The 20664-nt window shown below is 46.7% G+C and carries 12 protein-coding genes; 5 read left to right on the top strand and 7 right to left on the bottom strand.

From position 1 onward, the window contains the following. Positions 1-58: 58 nt before the first annotated feature. Genes AC0L6N_RS11165 through AC0L6N_RS11155 form a run of 3 tightly spaced genes read right to left on the bottom strand, consistent with a single transcriptional unit; the run spans position 59 to position 3472 of the window. On the bottom strand, positions 59-751 hold the full coding sequence (locus AC0L6N_RS11165; RefSeq protein WP_473474676.1) for a hypothetical protein: 693 nt from the start codon (positions 749-751) through the stop codon (positions 59-61). A 10-nt stretch (positions 752-761) separates the two neighbouring features. Continuing rightward, the gene (locus AC0L6N_RS11160) at positions 762-3011 is read right to left on the bottom strand and encodes a xanthine dehydrogenase family protein molybdopterin-binding subunit (protein ID WP_473474675.1); all 2250 of its coding nucleotides are present in this window, start codon (positions 3009-3011) and stop codon (positions 762-764) included. Next, positions 3008-3472: a (2Fe-2S)-binding protein gene (locus tag AC0L6N_RS11155; protein WP_473474674.1), complete on the bottom strand. Its 465-nt coding sequence runs from the start codon at positions 3470-3472 to the stop codon at positions 3008-3010. The genes AC0L6N_RS11160 and AC0L6N_RS11155 overlap by 4 nt, the downstream gene beginning before the upstream one ends. 442 nt (positions 3473-3914) lie before the next feature. Between AC0L6N_RS11155 and AC0L6N_RS11150 the strand changes: the two genes are divergently transcribed. Together AC0L6N_RS11150 and AC0L6N_RS11145 are read left to right on the top strand one after the other, a co-directional pair. Next, positions 3915-4688 carry a DUF6515 family protein gene (locus tag AC0L6N_RS11150; RefSeq protein WP_473474673.1) on the top strand — a complete coding sequence of 258 codons (774 nt, stop codon included), beginning with the start codon at positions 3915-3917 and terminating at the stop codon, positions 4686-4688. 278 nt (positions 4689-4966) lie between these two features. After that, positions 4967-9280 (top strand): DEAD/DEAH box helicase, encoded by a 4314-nt coding sequence (locus AC0L6N_RS11145; RefSeq protein ID WP_473474672.1) that lies wholly within the window; start codon positions 4967-4969, stop codon positions 9278-9280. A gap of 195 nt (positions 9281-9475) precedes the next feature. Here the strand turns inward: AC0L6N_RS11145 and AC0L6N_RS11140 are convergent, their stop codons facing one another. Next, positions 9476-9697, bottom strand: a complete 222-nt coding sequence (locus tag AC0L6N_RS11140; RefSeq protein WP_011575375.1) for a hypothetical protein — start codon at positions 9695-9697, stop codon at positions 9476-9478. 702 nt (positions 9698-10399) lie between these two features. Between AC0L6N_RS11140 and gap the strand changes: the two genes are divergently transcribed. After that, positions 10400-11413, top strand: a complete 1014-nt coding sequence (gene gap / locus AC0L6N_RS11135; RefSeq protein WP_473474671.1) for a type I glyceraldehyde-3-phosphate dehydrogenase — start codon at positions 10400-10402, stop codon at positions 11411-11413. Between the two features lie 53 nt (positions 11414-11466). Here gap and AC0L6N_RS11130 read toward each other — a convergent pair whose 3' ends face one another. Together AC0L6N_RS11130 and ppsA are read right to left on the bottom strand one after the other, a co-directional pair. After that, positions 11467-13143 (bottom strand): chloride channel protein, encoded by a 1677-nt coding sequence (locus tag AC0L6N_RS11130; protein WP_473474670.1) that lies wholly within the window; start codon positions 13141-13143, stop codon positions 11467-11469. 349 nt (positions 13144-13492) lie between these two features. Further along, positions 13493-15931, bottom strand: coding sequence for a phosphoenolpyruvate synthase (gene ppsA / locus AC0L6N_RS11125; RefSeq protein WP_473474669.1), 2439 nt, complete (start codon positions 15929-15931; stop codon positions 13493-13495). A gap of 709 nt (positions 15932-16640) precedes the next feature. Between ppsA and AC0L6N_RS11120 the strand changes: the two genes are divergently transcribed. Next, the gene (locus tag AC0L6N_RS11120) at positions 16641-17324 is read left to right on the top strand and encodes a histidine phosphatase family protein (RefSeq protein WP_473474668.1); all 684 of its coding nucleotides are present in this window, start codon (positions 16641-16643) and stop codon (positions 17322-17324) included. Between the two features lie 39 nt (positions 17325-17363). Then, positions 17364-18335 (top strand): ATP-dependent 6-phosphofructokinase, encoded by a 972-nt coding sequence (locus tag AC0L6N_RS11115; RefSeq protein WP_473474667.1) that lies wholly within the window; start codon positions 17364-17366, stop codon positions 18333-18335. A gap of 181 nt (positions 18336-18516) precedes the next feature. On the opposite strand, the gene pta is transcribed toward AC0L6N_RS11115, so the two are convergent. Further along, positions 18517-20661, bottom strand: a complete 2145-nt coding sequence (gene pta, locus AC0L6N_RS11110) for a phosphate acetyltransferase (RefSeq protein ID WP_473474666.1) — start codon at positions 20659-20661, stop codon at positions 18517-18519. Positions 20662-20664 lie beyond the last annotated feature (3 nt).

Here is a 20664-nt window from a genome sequence, read left to right as displayed (position 1 = left end):
TCACTATTAAGGCAAGGGATACCACTCGGTGTCCCTTGCCTATAAATGTTGTGCTGCGTTATTCAGGGCAGGGTGCGCCAGCGTCTGCCCATAAGTTCACAAAGGCTGCCGTTTCCTGGGCCGAATAGGGTGCGGGCTCTCGGCCAATACCTGGGTTCCAGCCCCAATGGACTAGTTCGTCTTCTTCAATATGATGGGCGACTTCTTCCAGGGTGCGCCCCCCATTACGAGCGGGATCTTTAATTTGCTCGCAAATTTGTTTTGAGCTTTGCTGCCACCAAAGCATTTCTACTGGAGCAAGCATCCATACTGGGGCGCCCGGCGGGCCATGTGGCTCAACTGAATTCGTGTGCGCATGACAGGTGCTACACATCACGGTTTCAACGCCGATGCGGCTCTGCCCACCAGAGATATGCATGCCATGCACGCTAGTTTTGCCGTAATTTGGACCAGACCAACGGGGTAAGTTGTCATCTGGCACGTGACAATTGGCGCAGCGCGGATGTGAGAATACTTCGTAGATCTTATTCCAGGCTTGGCTGGCCTCTTGGGTCTTTAATGGCTCATGGCTGTTTTTCCGCTCAAGGCTGTCTTCCCGCTCAAGGCTGCCTTTCCGCTCAAGGCTGCCTTTCCGCTCAAGGCTATTATCTTGCTCAAGGCTGTTAACTTGAGCCGAGGCGTTAAAAACAAACGACAGCACAGGCAATAGAATAAGAGCAATAGTTTTTAGCATGATTGATTTCATTTGCATGATGGTGCTCCTAAACAAACTGTATTTGCTTATTAAATGGCATTTCGCGTAGGCGAAGACCCGTTGCCGCATAAATTGCATTAGCAAGAGCGGGTGCTGCTGGTGGGGTGCCTGGTTCGCCGATGCCGCGAATACGCTCACCATTTTCGAGTATTTTACTATGTATAGCGGGCGCTTGATGCATGCGAATAGCATCATAATTGTGAAAATTAGTCTGCTGTACTTTACCGTCTAATAAGGTAATTTCGCCCATCATGGCGGCTGCTAAACCAAAATTAACCGCTGAGATTAATTGTGCCTCGATATTCACTGGATCAATGGCAATGCCCACATCGGCGGCCACGTACACATTGAGTATTTTGATCCCCCTTGGTGTATTGACCACCTCTATAATTTCAGCCACTGGCACCCCAAACGAGGTCACAAGTGCCACGCCTAAGCCATGGTTTTCTGGAAGGTCACGTCCCCAATTTGCCATTTTGGCGACGGTTTCAAGCACATCTCGGGTCGGTTGATGGGTGATAAGACTCAAGCGCATCTCAATAGGATCCGCATTCGCTTCAATGGCTAGCTCGTCCATCATTGATTCATTAAAAAAGCCGTTTTGTGAAGCGCCCACAGAGCGCCAAGAGCTGACAGGCATACCCATAGGGACGCGATAACCCGTCACGCGGTAGTCCTCTATCATGTAGGCTTGATCCCATAGGGCCTGCACTATGGTGCTATCTGGCCCGGGTATCGACACGCCAAGGCGACCCATTTGTGACTCCATCACCGAAGGAGAGGATATTTTTACATCTAAAGCACTGACACTTTTGCCTTTGGTAATGCCTTCAAAGCGCGCTACAGCGAAAGGTCGGTAACTGTCGTGGGTCATGTCTTCTTCTCGGGTCCAAGTGACTTTCACCGGGGTGCCTTCAAGCTGTTTGGCGACCATGACCGCGTAAATAATAAAGTCCATTTCGAGCCGCCGGCCAAAGCCGCCGCCTAAATAGGTGGTGTGAATACGAATGTTTTCTGGGTCTATGCCCGACACCCGTGACGCTTCGGACAGCGCATATGTGGCCATTTGTGTACCGACCCATACATCTAGCTCGCCATTTTTCATCAATGCCGTGGCATTCATGGGCTCCATGGTGGCATGGGCTAACAATGGCGCGCGGTACTCACGATGCACGGTGGCGTCTCCCGCTTGGCCAATAGCAGCTTCAACATCGCCATCATTGCGCGTTTCGCTGTCGTGATGCTCTTCGGTGAAGGCGGCGATAGCAGAGGCGAATAAGTCCTCTGTGGTTTGCCCATAGTCCGTTTTCGCCCAGTCAAACTCGATTTTTTCTGCGGCTTTAAACGCATACCAAGTATTGGTAGCAACCACCGCAACGCCCACATCTGCAAGGGGTAAAATTGCCTTAACCCCTTTCATGCTCGCGGCATTATTCGCCGTATACGAATTGCATTTCGCACCCAAATGAGGGTTAACTTTAACGGTAGCGTAGAGCATTTCATCTTGCAGCACGTCGATACCAAAGGTGGCAGTACCGGTGCACTTTTCGACCATATCCACTCTGGGAATGGACTTGCCTATTTGCTTCCACTGGCTCTGTGGTTTTAGCTTTACGTCATCAGGTAATTCTACGCTTGCGGCTAAGCTGGCTAATTCGGTGTACGAAAGACGCTTACCGTCTTGTGCAATCACTTCGCCGTTGTCTGTGCTTAGGGCGTTTTTCGGCACATTTAACTTGACACTGGCGGCTAATAGCAGGGCTTCTCTGGCGGTGGCACCGGCCATACGCATTTTCTCAAATGCATCCACGGTAGATGATGAGCCACCTGTGACTTGCACCCCGAAAAGCTTAGCCGGTACATGCATAAAATTACGCGCCATTTTTGCCATGGCGCTGTTATCTTGGGGAGGAATAGGCACGCCTTCTTCCAATACCGCAGCGTTGTAATAGGCATGTGACGGAACACCGTGTTCAATGGTGATGTTTTCTACGTTTATATCCAACTCTTCAGCGACTAATGCCGCAAGGGTGGTTTTGACCCCTTGGCCCATTTCAGCTCGTGGAACAATAATGGTGACGCCGGTTGCATTAATGAGTACATAAGGTGTCAGGGCGGTCTTGCCTGGGGCAAGTCCTTTTTCAAGCGGGTTAGGGTAAGGCTGTTTATATTTGTACACGCCAAAAAGCACGCCGCCCGCAATGGCAGCAGAGCCAATCACAAAGCTGCGACGGGTAATTTTACCGAGTGTGCTCATGCGTTTTTCTCCCGAATATTTTGTGCGGCGGTTTTCACCGCAGCGCGAATTCTCGGGTAGGTGCCACAACGACATAAATTGGCTGACATGGCGCGATCAATAGCTTCATCATCAGGATTCGGGTTCATTTGTAATAACGCCGCCGCCGACATAATTTGCCCGGGTTGGCAATATCCGCATTGGGCGACTTGGTGTTCAACCCACGCTGCTTGTACTTCATGCATAGCGTCCGGCGTCCCTAAGCCTTCAATGGTGGTCACAAGGCCAGATACTTGACCTACGGGCATAGAGCATGAGCGCGCGGGTTGGCCGTTAATATGCACAGTGCAGGCACCGCACATCGCAATACCGCAGCCAAACTTGGGGCCTGTGATATTCAGTTCATCACGTAACACCCACAGCAGGGGCATTTCATCATCCACGTCCACGTCGTGGGATGTACCGTTTACGTTTAACTGCATGTGAGCACCTTATTTATGGCCATTTATCTGTAGAGTAAATTAACTTGTTGCAAAAAAGTAATTATATCTTGTGATTGATGCTAATTGCGCGGTGACGAAAAGCCAATGTGCAATCCGTAAAAGCGGTAATGCAAACGCGAGTAATGATCTGGCTCATATTTGAAAGGCGTGACTTTATATTTTAAGAAGAAGTGCACGCACATCGACATTCACCTTGCCAGCGTTGAATATTTTCGCTGTTGTAGAAAGTTGCTGTTGTAGAAAGTTGCTGTTGTGAAGGGCTACCCTTATTGGCGTTAAATAAAAAAGGGCGGGAAAGTTAAGAAACGTTAAGAACTACAAAGTTTGCGTAAAGTAGCAGGCATAGGGCAATGCAGTCAGTTTATATTCAGTTTTGCGGCCTAATATCACCCGTAACGAAAATCGTTATTAAGGAATCACTATGAATATAAAATGGTTGTTGCCCTTGGTTATTAGCTTAAGTGCTGTATCTCCTCTAAGTCAGGCACAGTATAAGAATGAGCGACATAATGGCGATGTGGTCGTGAAGAAGGTCACTGACAAAAAAGTTGTTAATAAAAACGTCGTTGATAAAAAAGTGCTGGTGAAAAAGAGTGTCGTTCACCACTCCCCCGAGTATAAAACGGTTATACAGAAGAACGTTGTACATGCACCGTCGGTGCACAAGCCAATAGTAAAAAAACGGGTGGTGTATAAAACCGGCGCGTTAGTGCGTAAAGCACCAGTAAACAGCATTGCTTTGCGCTTTGGTGGTGTGTCGTTTGTTTTTCACGATGGCCTATACTATCGCCACGTCAAGCAAGGTTATAAGGTGGTGCGTCCGCCCGTTGGGCTCAGGGTCAATCATCTGCCTGCAGGGTACGAGCGTATTGTTATGAGGGGCAGTGCTTACTATTTTGCTCAAGGCATTTATTATGTGTTTGATAATGGCGCTTACCGAGTGATTGACGAGCCTGCTTACTTGGGGGACGAATACGTCACTGAAGATAACTCAGTTGTGGCAAATTCGCTGGAATATCAGCAATCGACCGCTAATAACACAGGATATGAATTGGGTAAGGCGTATGACTCGCTACCAAAAGATGCCGAGCCGGTTAGCAAAGATGGTCAGCAGTATTTTAAATATTACGACATTTACTTTTTGCCACAATCATCAAACGCAGGTGTTCACTATTTAGCCGTTAAACTCGATTAAACGTTCGCTGGGCTTGAGCGTGTTTTTGAATGTTTGTTGAATGAGCAAAGAAAAACGCACGGCTTAAAATTTCGGTAACTGTTGATTAGCTTTCGCAATCAAAATAGCAAGCGTTATGGGTTTGGCTAGCGCGGGTAGCCATAGCCAATCTAGGCTAAACAACGCAGCATTGGATCGGCTGGGGGCACTTGAAGCTGACTCATAGCAATTGTTTAGCGGCAATGATTTTGATAACTTCACGCCACTGAAAAAGAATCGTTATTAAGAATCAATTGACTATGAAGCTTGCTGCTTTAATTCATCCCCAATCACATCATCAAATCGAAGCGTTATATCAGAAATTTTTAACGCTGAGTGAAGCTGAGCAAGCGACGCTATTCATTTTATCCGTCATTCATAAGCCCATTGGGGCGCTGAAATTAGCCTTGGTCATTGATTTACTCATTGGTCGAGGCTTACTGGCGTTACCCAAAAAACAATACGCACTTACCTCTGAGAAAAAAGAACAACTCACCTCTGAATCGTTGTTAATAAACAACCGAGAAGGCTTGCAACTTAATCCGCTGTTGGGCAATTTTTTAGTGAAAAAAATCGACCGGTTGCCTGTCGTCGCAGACCTTGAACCAGGGCAAAGATTACTCGAAATCATCATGACTGGCGAGCAAGTAGTGCCAGTCATAAACAGTTATAGTTGGCAGAACAAAGAAGCTGATAGCGCTAGAGTGATCCGTGATTTGTATTATTTGCATCAAATGGATGACTTTGAAGGCGCGTTAGATTTTCATAAGAACCCCCAAATTATTGAGCATACAAAGAACAAGGTATTGCTCGAGGTTCTTTTCTTACCCTTTGATTTAAAATCTTTTTTACAGCTTTCCAGCGCGGTTCAATACCAAGCATTCGCGACGCTTCTTAGAACGTTTCAAATAGAAGGGCAAAGCTGTGCGTACCCCATTCAATTATTAGAGCAAGTTTGCGCAGCTGCACCAGATACCACAGAGCCGAGTTACAATAGCGACTGTCATCATCTATTAGCAGAGCAGTATTTATATCAGCTGCGCTTTGATGACTTTTTACGTATTCAAAATCCACAAGACAAAAGCAGCTATGGGTTGCAGCTGCGAGGCACTCATTGCTTTTTAATAGGGCAGAATGAGCTTGCTATTGGTTATTTCGAACAAGCCATGCTGGTAAAAAACAAGTTAACGAAGCGCAAAAAACAATACTTGAATGAGCTGCCAGGTTACTTCTATAAATTGGCGTTAATGGTAAAGGCGAATCAAGATGATGTGAGTGCGTTTAGCAGTGCACTGCAACAAGTGGAATATGAAGAAAGCGACCGTAAAGTTAACAGCGACTTTTACTATATAGGCCAAGGCGTTGTTAAGCCCATTATGTGCCTTTCTGCGGGGTTAAAATACGATATCAATATTGATTACAACAGCATTGACGATGAATTAGACTTCTTCGCCCATCAGCTGTGTTACTTCAATTATTTCTTAGGGCAGGTTTGGTGTAATCAAAGCCAAGATCCAGCATTGGCAAGGTTAGCGTTGAAATATCGAGGGCATTTTATGCAACTTGATTACCCGCTTTTCGCGCAAATATGCGCGCAATTTGCCACCAGCTTCAATCACGAGAAAGCTGAGTCCGCGCCATCTTCGACGCTCGCACCCTCGGCAGAATTAGCAGGAAATCTAGTGGATTTTACCCGTTTGATTGTGACTAAATCACAGTGGGATTTAGCCCTTGATAAACTGATTGCCCTTAACCCAAATGCACCTAAAAATGACACGCCCGCTAAAGAGGTGGTCATCAAGCCTGTGCGCTTAATTTGGGAATTTGAACAGACCTATGCCCACAGTTTAACGGCGCGAGAGCAGAAGCTGAATAAGTCAGGCTGGAGCAAAGGGCGAGTGGTCTCGCTAAAACGCCTCAAAGAAGAACCCCACAAATTTGACTATTTAACCGAAAGTGACAAAAAGCTTTGCCATGCCATTGACGCATATCAAAGTTGGGGCTACTACTCAAAAGTTGACTATATGCTGCAAGGGTTACCTGCGCTGCAAGCCGCCGTTGGCATAGACAACTTATACAAAGCGGACGATGTAAACCAAAAGATTGACATCACCCAACGCGAACCAGAATTATTAGTTAGCGCGTTAGGCGAACAACTCTGTTTGAGCATTGCTGATTTACCCGATGACATTCGCGAGGACGACGATCAGCCTGCCTACAATCTAAAGGCGGTTTCGGATAATCAATATCAGCTGACCGTGTTCTCAGCATCGCATCTAAAAGTGGCCCACATCATTGGCGAATCCGGTTTGCTTATTCCCATTAGCGCCAAACAAAAAGCCCTTGAAGGGATTTCTGCGATTGCTCCTTTTTTGAATATTCAATCTGATATTGCTGAGCTGGACACCGGATTAGAAGCCTTTGAGTGCGATCCTAATTTGGTGGTCAATATTCAGCCAAATCAAAACGGCTTGACCTTTACCTGCGTCGTGATGCCATTTGGAGAGAATGGACCAGCGTTCAAACCTGGTGTGGGCAATGCCAGTTTGACCACTGATTTAGACGGCAAACGCATGGCGACACAACGTGATTTGCAGCGAGAAGAAACCTTACTCGATGAGCTAGACCAAGCCTGCCCAATGTTTTTGGATATGCCGGACAACGTTCTACTGTTAGATGATTTGCAAGCGGCCCTGAGTGCACTTGAACAGTTAGAAATAGCCCACAAGCGAGACACCTTTGATTTAGTGCTGCGCTGGCCGAAAGGTAAAAAAGTGACCTTATCGAAAACCCTAGACAGTGAGCAACTGCAGTTGGCGGTCAGTCAAAAGAATGAATGGTTTGATATTACCGGTGACTTACAAATAGACAATGAACAGGTCATTGAATTGAGAAAGCTGCTTGAACTGGTTAAAACTAGCCATGGACGATTTATCGAGCTTGGTGAGGAACAAATACTCGCCTTGTCTGACGATTTGCGGCATAAACTTGAGTTAATGAATCAAGTTACTGATGACGGAAAATTCCACCCTTTAGCCAGTTTGCAAATGGAAGAAGCCACCACAGGTATGCGCATGAAAACCATTCATGCCTGGGAGCAGCAAACCGAAAAAATGCACCAAGCGAGCGAGATTTCACCGCTGATCCCCTCGACCTTTCAAGCGCAATTACGTGATTATCAACTGGTTGGCTTTGATTGGGCGTCACGCCTTGCTCATTGGGGGGCAGGGGCATGCTTAGCTGATGACATGGGTCTAGGGAAAACCTTACAAGCTTTGGCCATTTTATTGTCTCGGGCCAGCAATGGGCCAAGCTTGGTGATTGCCCCCACATCTGTGTGTTTTAACTGGCAACAAGAGGCGCTTAAATTTGCCCCAACCTTGAATATAAAGTTATTCGCTGACTCGACTAACACGCTACAGCGCGAAATGCTGTTGAACGACTTAGGTCCGTTCGACTGCGTGATCATCAGTTATGGATTACTGCAAAGAGAAAGCGAAATACTTAAAGGAGTGCATTGGCACAGCATAGTGGCAGATGAAGCCCAGGCCTTGAAAAACCCGCTGACTAAGCGCACAAAAGCGGCTTGTGCACTGAAAAGTGATTTTAAGATGATCACAACAGGCACGCCGATTGAAAACAACTTGACCGAACTGTGGAGCCTATTTCGTTTTATCAACCCAGGCTTGCTTGGTAACATTAAGCGCTTTGGTCAGCGCTTTTCAGTGCCTATCGAAAATGCCCATGAAGACCCGTTGGCTGCGCGTAAGGCCAGTCAAGCCCTTAAAGTACTGATACAGCCGTTTATATTACGGCGCATGAAAAACCAAGTATTAACGGAGTTGCCATCGCGCACTGAGATTAATATTCGTGTTGAAATGAGCGCTCAGGAGCGCGATTTTTATGAAGCGCTTAGACTCAATGCCATCGACAATATTAGCCAAAGCGGTCAACAAGCTAACGCAGGTGAGCAGCGCATTAGAATGCTCGCAGAGCTCGTAAAATTACGCCAGGCCTGCTGCAACCCCAAATTGGTCATGGCGGAAACGACAATACCCAGTGCCAAACTTGCAGCACTTGATGAGTTATTAGAAGAGCTTAAGCTGAATAATCATAAAGCGCTTATTTTTAGCCAGTTTGTTGGGCATTTACAATTGATCAAGCAGCACATTGAAGCCAAAGGATTTAGTTACCAATACTTAGATGGCTCGACACCGCAAAAGCAGCGACAGGCTAGCGTTAATGCTTTTCAGCGCGGAGAGGGGGATATCTTCTTGATTAGCTTAAAAGCGGGTGGCTCCGGCTTAAACTTAACCGCTGCGGATTACGTTATACACATGGACCCATGGTGGAACCCAGCAGTAGAAGAACAAGCTTCGGATCGCGCCCATCGGATAGGGCAACTGCGCCCAGTCACCATCTACCGCTTAGTTACTCGGAACACCATAGAGGAGAAGATCGTCTCCCTGCATCAGCATAAACGCGACCTAGCGGATAGCTTATTAGAAGGTAATGAAGCCGCGACTAAGCTGTCGGTGGATGACATGTTAAACCTGCTCAAAGAAACCTTTTAAGTCAGGTGGAAGACACTGATAACCGACACCCGCTCAGATGAGGCCTGGCTGGCATATCGTTGGAGTCACTGTGCCGGCGCAGGGCGCAGAATTGAAGATGCACGGATGTCGCAGCAATCTATAACAAACTTAACGCCAAGCGTAACGTCACACGACAACTGTCAGCGCTTAACGTAGAGGCCGTTAGCTTTCAGACTAAGGGGTTGCTGGCGTGCCTTCGAGTAATTTTACAATATTGGTGTTTCCGTTCTCTTTTGCCAATTCAATAAAGTGCTTTTTCTCCAACTCATCAAATAGCTCGTTGGTCAGTAATGCTTTAAGTCGTACTTCGTCGCCGTTAGCGATCGCTGTTTTAATAGCTTGAGTCGCCAATTCAGGTCGTTGTTGTAAGTTACTTTGATCGTTGTAGTCAGTCATAAAGCTTCCTCTGTATGGTGTGATTTACTTGCTAATGTATACAGTCTGCTCACAAAGCACATATGGATAGCGCAAGTAGAAACCCTGTATACAGTAGATGTTTGGGGTCATGGCCTATTATTCAACCCACTAATTGAAGTTACGCTGTTTGGCTTTGCTGAAAATTAGCGCTCAATATTGCGTGAAAATTCGGCAAGATGTCACGTAAAAAGGAGCCCATCTTGCAGTAATACTGATGGGCCCAAAAGAGGTCGGTACCTATATGTCGAGGATATCTATTAACCATGCTAGCAATCGAAGTAGCGATATCAATAGACCTTTATATTAGCGACAAAAGGTCGTTCGCTATATAAGGGTTTTCCGCAATTCCATCTAGGTTAATTAGTGGTATGCCGCAATTTACATTATTTGGTCGACAGTGGAGATTTTCAGTTATTAATTTTCACTTTTCACTTTTCACCTCTCACGTCTCACTTCTTAACGGGCGCAAGCGCCTCATCTGCCCTAGCTAATTTTGCTAACGATGGGCTGTCATGAGTGTGTGTTTTTAACTTTTTGCTCAACAAACATCCCATTATTGATGCCCATCAATATCGAATATTTGCTTAATGTAATGGTAGTGATGCATCAATAACGCTGGGAATTTTTTTAATTCTCACAGATGGGTGTTTCATGAATTGAATTCTATTAAGGGGGATATAAATGGCTATCAATATTGCGATAAATGGTTTCGGACGTATAGGGCGCATGGTCACGCGAGCTCTTTATGAATCTGAACGAGCAGATGAACTGCGCATCGTAGCGATAAACGACCTAGGTGATGCAAGCACCAATGCGCTATTGCTAAAACATGATACAGCGCACGGAACCTTTCAAACAGAGGTATGTGTTGATGGTGATAACATCATTATCGGCAATGACGAGGTGCGAGTGTTTAAAGAGCGAGATCCATCGAAATTACCCTGGAGCGAGTTGAATGTAGACATCGTTTTAGAATGCACTGGCTTATTTCGCACCAGAGAAACGGCACAAATGCACATTGATGCGGGTGCAAAGAAAGTGCTCTTGGCCGCTCCGGCAAGAGACAGCATTGATGCAACAATCGTATTTGGCGTTAACGACGACACGCTGTTGGCTGAGCATACAATCGTATCGAACGCATCATGCACCACCAATTGCTTAGCACCATTAGTAAAGCCACTGCACGAGGCGATTGGCATAGAAAGCGGCACGATGACCACCATCCACGCCTACACAAATGATCAAGTGCTCATCGATGTATATCACAAGGATATTCGCCGGGCGCGCTCTGCAACGATGTCGATGATCCCCACTAAAACCGGAGCTGCCACGGCAGTGGGCCTTGTGCTACCCGCATTAGATGGCAAACTCAAAGGCTTCGCGGTTCGCGTTCCTGTCATTAATGTATCCATGGTGGATTTTACGTTTATCGCGAGTCGTGCTACCACTATTGACGAAATCCACTCTATTATGCGCACGGCAAGTAATGGGGCGCTAAAAGGAGTACTTGAATATTGTGATGAATTACTGGTATCTACTGATTTCAACCATAATTCAGCGTCTTCCATTTTTGATGCGAGCTTAACCAATGTGATAGACGGAAAACTGGTTAAGGTGTGTGCTTGGTATGATAACGAATGGGGATTTTCTAACCGGATGTTAGATACCGCTCTCGCCCTAGCCAAGGCATCTTGATATCCACAGAAGCGTAACATATGATGCGGGAGTAATCCCGCGTCACATATATATTACACAGCTTCTTCGCCTGACGTTAACGACGCAGGTAGGCTTGCTTGCAAGCCGACCACAATAACAAGGTCGCCTTCTGCTGGACTGACACCATTGCCGGGTATTATGCTGACGCCATTGCGAATGATACTGAGCAACAAAACGTGATTTTGTTGCGCCAAGGCGAGTAAACCGTCTTTGCTGGCGGTGTTAGTTATACTGTAGGCACGCATCACTCGTCCGTCAGGAAATGAGATAGTTTGACCGTTACTGAGATGACGAATGGATTCGTCGACCAAAAGCGTAGGTGGCAGATTCAGCCCCTTAGGATCCGCTAATGCGACCATTTGGCTGATGTACTCTCTGCGGATCGTCGGACTGTCAATAGACAATGCCACTTGGGATTCGTACAGTGTGGGGTACTTAAGTGAACCTGTTAAGGTTCGCTGCACCAATGCACTTATTACCACTGTCACGGCTGCTGGCGCGACCAGACCATATTCCCCCGTCATTTCCATAATCATAACTAAACTCGCTAGTGGCGTGCGCGCAGCAGCACCGAACAGCGCTAACATACCGATAATCACACAACTTGCGTAGCTCGGGGGAAAAGAGTCTACCGCACCGGCTAATTCAGCAAATACTGCACCCAACATAGCGCCAATGAATAACGTGGGTGCAAATATACCTCCTGATCCTCCGGAGCCTATGGTTAAGGCCATCGCTAGGGGTTTTAGTAAAAGTAGAACAAGTAACACGGTGAGTGACAGTTGATGATTGATTGCCAGTTCAATCCACTGATATCCACCGCCGAGAATTTGCGGTATCCACATGGCAATTAAGCCAAGCAGTAACCCGCCAATCGCAGGTTTAATAAAATGAGGTATGTTGATTAGGCGAAAAAAGTCGCGAATTGTATAAAATATCGTTGGAATAATACTTGCGACAATACCGCTGGCTATTCCTAAGCCAACAAACCAGCTTAGCTCCATCGGATGTGTCAGTGATAACGCCGCCTGGATATTAAAAATAGGTGACCAACCGACAACAAACCCCATGATGGTGTACGCCGTGGCTGAAGCGAGTATGGCAAAGTATAAAGCACGGGTCTCCATTGAAAACCCAGAATAAAGGACCTTAACCGCGAATAGAGCTGACCCAAGTGGGCTTTTGAATATCGCTGAAAGTCCGGCAGCTGTGGCAACCACTGTTAATAAGCGACGCTCTGCATTTGCTAGTCCAAAACGATCTGCAAGGATGGCGGCGATCCCCGCACAAATCTGCGCTGTGGGGCCTTCACGTCCAGCAGAGCCTCCTGAGCCAATAGTGATTGCGCTCGCTAACGCTTTTACCCAAGGGACTCTGCTGCGTATGGCGCCATCGTGTTGATGAAAAGCTTCGATATAGGCATCGGTGCCATGCCCTTCTGCTTCAGGTGCAAGTCGATAAACGATAACCCCGGATATTAACCCACCTAAAGTGGTCACCACAGGTACCCAGTACAACGGCATTAAAAACGGAAAGGTCAGGGGTTGAGTTTCATCGAACTCACCTATGCCTACGATAAAAAATTCGCTGCACACTTGCAGTAACCAAATAAACCCAAGTGCCCCAATGGCACCAACAACACCAAGACCAAAGCTCCATATTCCCATATAAATTTCACGTCTGGTGCGCCAATTGTATTTTTCAAACATGGCCGAATTCTCGAGTATTCATAAGCTGATCTGGCTTCCATACGCTACATGCTATTCAGAATATATTCCGATGAATTAAACACGGATTATCTTCATCTGATTATCAAAGGTGATTATTGGTTAACTGACATTAATCGGCTTGATAGCAATCAATTTTCTATCCAAAGTTGATTAAAATGGCGTCGATGTGATGGTATTTATCATGTGGTGAGATTCGAAGATCATTTCTTTGGTTTTACGTCTATTGAATGATCAATAATGAATAACACTAACGTGAAGTGGCAGTAGTCTTGTTTGACTACTGCGCACATTTTCTTTCTTGCTCTTTACGTTATGACGTAGTCTACTTTCATGCTGATTTAGCTGGTTGTATTAAGCGCTTTTCAACGTCTAAAACGCGCCTTGTGGTGGCCAATACCGTATCTGGGTTTAGGCTCATAGCATCAATGCCTAGTTCCACGAGGTATTCGGCTATTTCAGGGTAGTCAGACGGAGCTTGCCCACAAATACCTGAATGGCGGCCGTTACGTTTGGCGCCTTCTATTGATAAACGAAGCATTTCTTTTACGCCAGGATCGCGCTCGTCGAAATCAAAAGCAACGATTTGCGAATCACGATCCACACCTAGCGTTAACTGGGTTAAGTCGTTCGATCCAATTGAGAAACCATCGAACAGTTGCGCGAACGCATCGATTTGAATGACGTTGTTGGGGATTTCGCACATCACATACACTTGTAAGTCATTTTCACCACGCGTCAGGCCATTTTCAGCCATCGCTTTTATTACCTTTTCGCCTTCTTGCACACGACGACAAAAGGGGATCATTAGTTTAACGTTGGTCATGCCCATTTCATCTCGTACTCGCTTCATGGCCTGGCACTCTAACGCGAAACCATCGGCGTAAGCAGGGTGGGTATAGCGAGACGCGCCGCGAAAACCAATCATTGGGTTGTCTTCTTCAGGCTCGAAAAACGTGCCCCCTAATAATGTTGCGTATTCGTTGCTTTTAAAATCACTCATACGAACAACGCAGGGTTTGGGATACACCGCTGCTGCAATTGAGGCAACACCTTCAGACAAGGCTTTTACAAAGAAATCTTGGGGGCTTTCATAAGCTGCGCACAATTCATTTATTTTTTGGCGGGTGTCGTCATCGGTTTGGTCGGGATGTTGCAGCGCCATAGGATGCACTTTGATGTATTCGTTAATGATAAACTCCATGCGCGCTAACCCTATGCCGTCGACCGGTAAAGAGGCGAGACTAAATGCTCGGTCAGGGTTGCCCAAATTCATCATGATTTCAGTGTTAGGGTGCGCCAATTGGCTAAGGTCTGTTTTTTCGATGTCGAAGTTCAAAATACCTTCATAGATATTGCCAAATTCTCCTTCGGCGCAGCTAACCGTCACAGGGCGTTCATCGGTGAGAAGTTCAGTGGCGTTATTGGTACCGACAATGGCGGGTATGCCCAACTCGCGCGCAACAATGGCGGCGTGACAAGTACGACCGCCTCGGTTTGTTACAATTGCGGATGCTATTTTCATCACCGGCTCCCAATCAGGGGTGGTGGTATCGGCGACCAATACCTCACCGGGTTGAAAGTCACTCAGTAAGGCTACGTCATTGATAACTCGAACTTTACCCGCGCCAATGCGTGTGCCTACGGCTTGTCCGCGTGCCACAACATTCGCGGTTTCTTTTAGATGATAAATCTCTAGCAGCGCACCGTTTTTCTGCGATGAAACGGTTTCAGGACGCGCCTGAACAATATAGAGCTCACCGTCGATGCCGTCTTTCGCCCACTCCATATCCATCGGTTTGTAATGACCTGCGTCGCCTGAATAATGGTTTTCAATCTTAATCGCGTAGTCAGCTAATACCATGACGTCTGCGTCCGAAATACAGTAATGTTTTCGTTCGTCGTCGCTGGTTTCAATATTGTTGGTATATTCCACCGCGATATTGTCAGTATTGAGACTGTCGGTGAATATCATCTTTAATTCTTTTTTACCTAAGCGGCGCTTGAGTACAGTGCGATGCCCAAGATTAAAAGTGGGCTTGTGTACATAGAAACTATCGGGTTCAATTGTGCCTTGCACAATGTTCTCGCCTAAGCCAAGGGCACCGTTAATAAAGACCACATCTTTGAAAGATGTTTCAGTGTCTAATGAAAACATCACGCCACTGGCACCGATATCACTGCGTACCATTTTCATCACGACCACAGATAAAAACACGGTGTACACATCAAAATTGTTATCGTGTTTGTAGTGAATAGAGCGGTCAGTGAAATTTGATGCTAAGCAACGTTGATAAGCATCCAGTAAAGCTTCGTCATTGCTTATGTTCAGATAACTGTCGTTTTGACCAGCGAAGGAGGCTTCTGGAGAGTCCTCAGCGGTCGCAGATGAGCGCACAGCCAGTGAAATGTCGTTACCGTATTCTTGTTTGAGTTCAGCGTACCCGCTTAGAATGGCTGCTTTGAGATCATCTGGCAGCACGCAGTTCATCACTATCTCACGGGCTTTCTTTCCGCCGGCTTGTAAGTCTTTGATGTTATCTGGATTGAGCCCATCCAGCGCGGCATGTAATTTGGGCCATGCGTTATTAGATTCAAGCACATAATTGTAAGCCTCAGCGGTAATGGCAAACCCGTTCGGTACGCGCACACCTTTTGCTGTCAGGTTTTGGTACATTTCCCCTAGAGAGGCGTTTTTGCCGCCAACAAGAGCCACATCAGCAATACCGAGCTCTTTAAACCAGCGAACATAACGTGTTGAATCTTTCATAAAATTTACCTTTTGCTGAAGAGTAGAATGTAGCAGCAAGTCGAGTTGAACTGCGTTAGCTGAGCCGATGCATTTCATGAAACTTTACGAAATAATGTATTGCTGACTCATCTCACGTTTAGGTTTTGCAACTCAATTTACTGCGTAATTAGATCTGTTCCACACCCGATCAATACCGATAGCCGTGGCTGGGTTGATATGCGTGTTGGGATCAAAGTGTTAGTTGACTCGGGCGAGCGACGTCCATTTTGTAAAGGCTATATTTTGTGTTTTTCAGAGGCACGAATTAACTCAACAAAATGTCAGTGGAGGCACCTTAAATCACCGATATTTTACGCCTTACTTAAGGCTATTTTTATGCGTAATTCCACCTACAAACGCGTGGCTTATACGTAGTGCAACATGTAACTCGTAACTGAAAGCCGTCAGTTTGACGGGCACACCGACAGCCCACACGTCACAGTATTAGCCGCGAAAGAACAGCTCGCAAAAAAATAGCCCACCAAAATAGCTGCCTTGGAGATAAATGGGCATAGAGTCGTCTTCATCGCAAGGGCCGTCTGCACCACAAAAAGTGCCTGTTGCACAACAGAGCGTTGAACGTGGGGCTGCAAGCAAAATTGGCAAATATAGGTATAAACCCTGATTATTTTTAAGAGAATAGCGCGGCATAATCAATGATAAGTACATTGATGAAAGGCCGCGGAAAATGTCGTTATTAACCTTGATACGCCATGGGCAATCCATTTGGAATCAGCAAAATCGGTTCACCGGATGGGTGGATGTTTCGCTTAGCCAGTCAGGGGTAAAAGAAGCGCAGCGAGCCGCACAAATGTTAGCCCAGCAGCGCTTTGATCTAGCATTCACCTCTGAGCTATTGCGGGCGCAAGATACCCTATATGAGATACTTCGGCATAATCGCCAATGCCACCAATACGTGCGTATTCATGATACTGGTAGTCAGTGGTATGAGCATTTTGAAGCGTCTCCCGCTGAGGAACTTGAGCTGAGAATTTACGTTTCACAGCAACTGAATGAGCGCTATTACGGCGACCTACAGGGGCTGAACAAAGACAAGGCGCGGCAGTTGTTCGGTGATGAACAGGTTCATACTTGGCGGCGAAGTTATAATGTCGCACCGCCCAATGGCGAAAGTCTCGCGATGACCGCCACTCGCGCGATCGCTTACTTTCAATCGCATATTGTTCCGGCTCTACAGCAAGGCAAGAATGTGTTGGTTTGTGCTCATGGTAATTCGTTGCGCGCCATTATTATGCACATTGAAAAAATGACCGCCGCGCAGATTGCTGCATATGAATTAAAAACTGCTAGCCCTCATATTTATCAGTGCAATACAGCAATGGACATACTCAGTAAGCAGGTGCTTGAGTAATACCAGTAGAGATTTTTTCAACGATTTGGATGACGATTTATGACAAAAGATATCAAGCATGTTGGCTTATTTACCTCAGGCGGTGATGCCCCTGGTATGAATGCCGCTTTGTATGCAGTGGTAAAAGCGGCTAGCGCCAATGGCATTAAAGTCAGCGGGATACGCAAAGGGTTTGAAGGGCTGATTGATAACGATTTCGTGGAGCTGAAGACTAAGCAGTTACAAAAAACCATGCATCTGGGCGGTACCGTGCTTAAAACCGCGCGAAGCGAGCGCTTTAGAACGGCTGAAGGGCGAGAAGTGGCGTTACAGAATATCCACGATAATAAAATCGACGGGCTCATCGCGATTGGCGGAGATGGCACTTTTCGTGGCATTTCGCTGTTGTCACAGATAAGTGACATTCCATGTATTGGTATCCCTGGCACCATAGATAATGACACGGTAGGCACTGACTTTACCTTGGGGTTCGATTCTGCGGTCAATACGGCGATGAACTGTATTGATAATATACGGGATACCGCAGAGTCTCATAACAGAATGTTTGTTATTGAAGTCATGGGCAGAGATTCCGGCTATATAGGGGTGTTTTCAGGCTTAACATCAGGGGCTGACTCGATCCTAATCCCAGAAAGCCCGCAGGATATGGCGTACCTGCTAGATAAAATTCAGGGTTACGAAAGTGAAGATGCGTTTATTGTGGTGTTGTCAGAAGGCAACGAGTTGAGCATCGACCGTGTGTCACAGCAGATACGTCAAGTGAACGACGCAATAGATTTACGTGTGTGCAAACTGGGCCACATTCAAAGAGGAGGCAACCCTACAGCAGCAGACAGAATGTTAGGCATAAGGCTAGGCGTGGTGGCAGTAAATGCCCTTATTCAAGGGGAAAGTAACCAGATGGCGGGTATTTGCAATAATCAGCCTGTACTGACGCCATTTTCTGAAATAGCCAAGCAACACGCCATCGATTCGGAGCAACAACGTCTAGTGGATTTGTTTTGCCGTTAAAGTGTGCGGTCAATAATTTGCACTAAATCGCGACGTGCCATCAGTGATCCGGTCGTTCGAGACCCGGACAATCGAGCCCCGGTCAGTCGAGACCCGGACAATGTTCATACCTTGTGGTATTTACCATTGACCGTATTTATTGCTCGATAGAACGGGCATTCAAACATTTAGGAGTTACACCTTAGCTATTTAGTTGCGTCGCTTGAATCGCTGTTAGCGCTATCGTATATACGATATCGTCTACCAGCGCCCCGCGGCTCAAGTCGTTCACTGGCTTACCCATACCTTGCAGCATAGGGCCAATGCTGACTAAGTTAGCACTGCGCTGTACGGCCTTGTAGGTTGTATTGCCTGTATTGAGATCCGGGAACACAAATACGGTGGCTTGGCCGGCTACTTTTGAATTCGGTGCTTTTTTATTGGCAACACTTTCCATCACAGCGGCATCGTATTGCAACGGGCCGTCAATCAACAAGTCAGGTCTTTTTTGTTGTGCCAGTTCCGTGGCTTTTTTAACCTTGTCTACATCAACCCCAGTGCCTGATGTGCCCGTGCTGTAACTGATCATGGCGACTTTGGGCTCAATACCAAACGCAGCGGCTGAGTCAGCAGATTGTATGGCGATATCCGCTAGTTGCTCGGCAGTCGGGTCTGGATTAATTGCACAGTCACCGTATACCAGTACTTGTTCCGGCAGCAGCATAAAGAAGATGGACGACACCAAAGACGCCCCGGGTGCGGTTTTAATTAACTGCAGGGCAGGGCGTATGGTATTGGCTGTGGTATGCACCGCGCCAGACACTAAGCCATCAACATCACCTTGCTTTAACATCATGGTACCAAGTACGACGTTATCGAGCAGTTGCTCTTGCGCTACCACGTCGGTTAACCCTTTGTGCTTGCGCAGCTCAACCAGCGGGGCGATGTAATGCGCCTGTATGTCTTGTGGTTGTTGTATGGTGACTGAATCTGGCAGCACAACGCCTTGCTGCTCGGCCACTCTTAAGATTTCTACTTTGTCGCCCAACAATACGCAATTAGCAATGCCGCGCTCGGCACAAATTGCCGCGGCTTTTATGGTACGTGGCTCATCACCTTCAGGGAGCACTATGGTTTTGTTAGCGGCTTTGGCTAGCTGGGTGAGTTTAAAGCGAAATGCAGGGGGCGATAACCGCAGGGCTTTTGACGCGCCAGCACTTAGTGAGTTTATCCAATGGGGATCAATACAACTGGCGGCGTGATCCATCACACGGTTAATGCGTTGCTCATCGTCAACCGGCACTTCTAAGTTGTAAAAGTGTAAATTTAGTGATGTTTGCCATGTGTTGTCATCTACCAGCATCACAGGTAAGCCGGTTTCCATGGCTTGGGAGCACAATGCCATTACTCTTGGGTCAGGTTCATACCCGCCGGTTAGCAAAATAGCCCCGATTTTGGTGCCGTTTTGAGCCGCTAGGCAGGCCATCACAAACATGTCGTTTCTATCGCCTGAAATAACAAGCAATGCGCCGGGTTTCAATACCCACACCATATTGTGGATCTCACGGGCACATAGGTTCACGCTGCGTAATCTGCGGTGTTTATAATCGCCTTCGTTGAGTAACTTTGCATTCAGGTGTTTTCTTAAATCATCCACCCGAGGTGCAATTAAATCGAAGCTCCAACTTATGCACCCAAGAAGGGCAAACGTTTTGTTAAAAATGGGCAGACTTTCAAGTCGTTTGATTATATCGGCGGTTTTGCTCTCGTCATGATTTTCCAGTAGTTCAGTGCTTAAATGGCCACGATCATCCAATGGAGCATTAATTTTATTGAAGATACACCCGAGCACTTTTTTACTTCTGTGACCACCGTAGTTATCTGCCACTATCTCTAATTTATCATTGAGTTGGTTCATTGTGAGGTTGCTAGGGGAGCTCACCAACACAATTTTGGCGTCAAGTGCGTTACAAATTTCGCGGTTTAGGCGCACTGCATAAGGATGACTTGGGGTAGACACTAACCCCTCGATAATACCAATGTCTTCGTCTGCATAGTGTGTTTCATATAAGGCGATAATTTCTTCTAATAAGACGTCCATCTTGTCATTGCTGATCATGTCCTCAACATACGCCGAGGTGAAGGGGGTTGCGGGTTTCGTTGGGCCTAGCTGAGTGATAATCGTTGTCGACTTCTCTGGTTCATCGTCGCCATGGCGCGGTTGGCCCATCGGTTTGAAAAAATTCACTTTTAACCCTTGCTGCTGCATGGCTCTAACCATACCCAGTGAAACGCTGGTGAGTCCGGCGCTGCTACCAACAGGTATTAACATTATTCTACGTGCCATGGT

Source organism: Paraglaciecola sp. G1-13 (genome assembly GCF_055809255.1).
The sequence above is the reverse complement of the archived record's forward strand: the minus strand, read 5'-3'. Positions and strand labels throughout refer to the sequence as shown.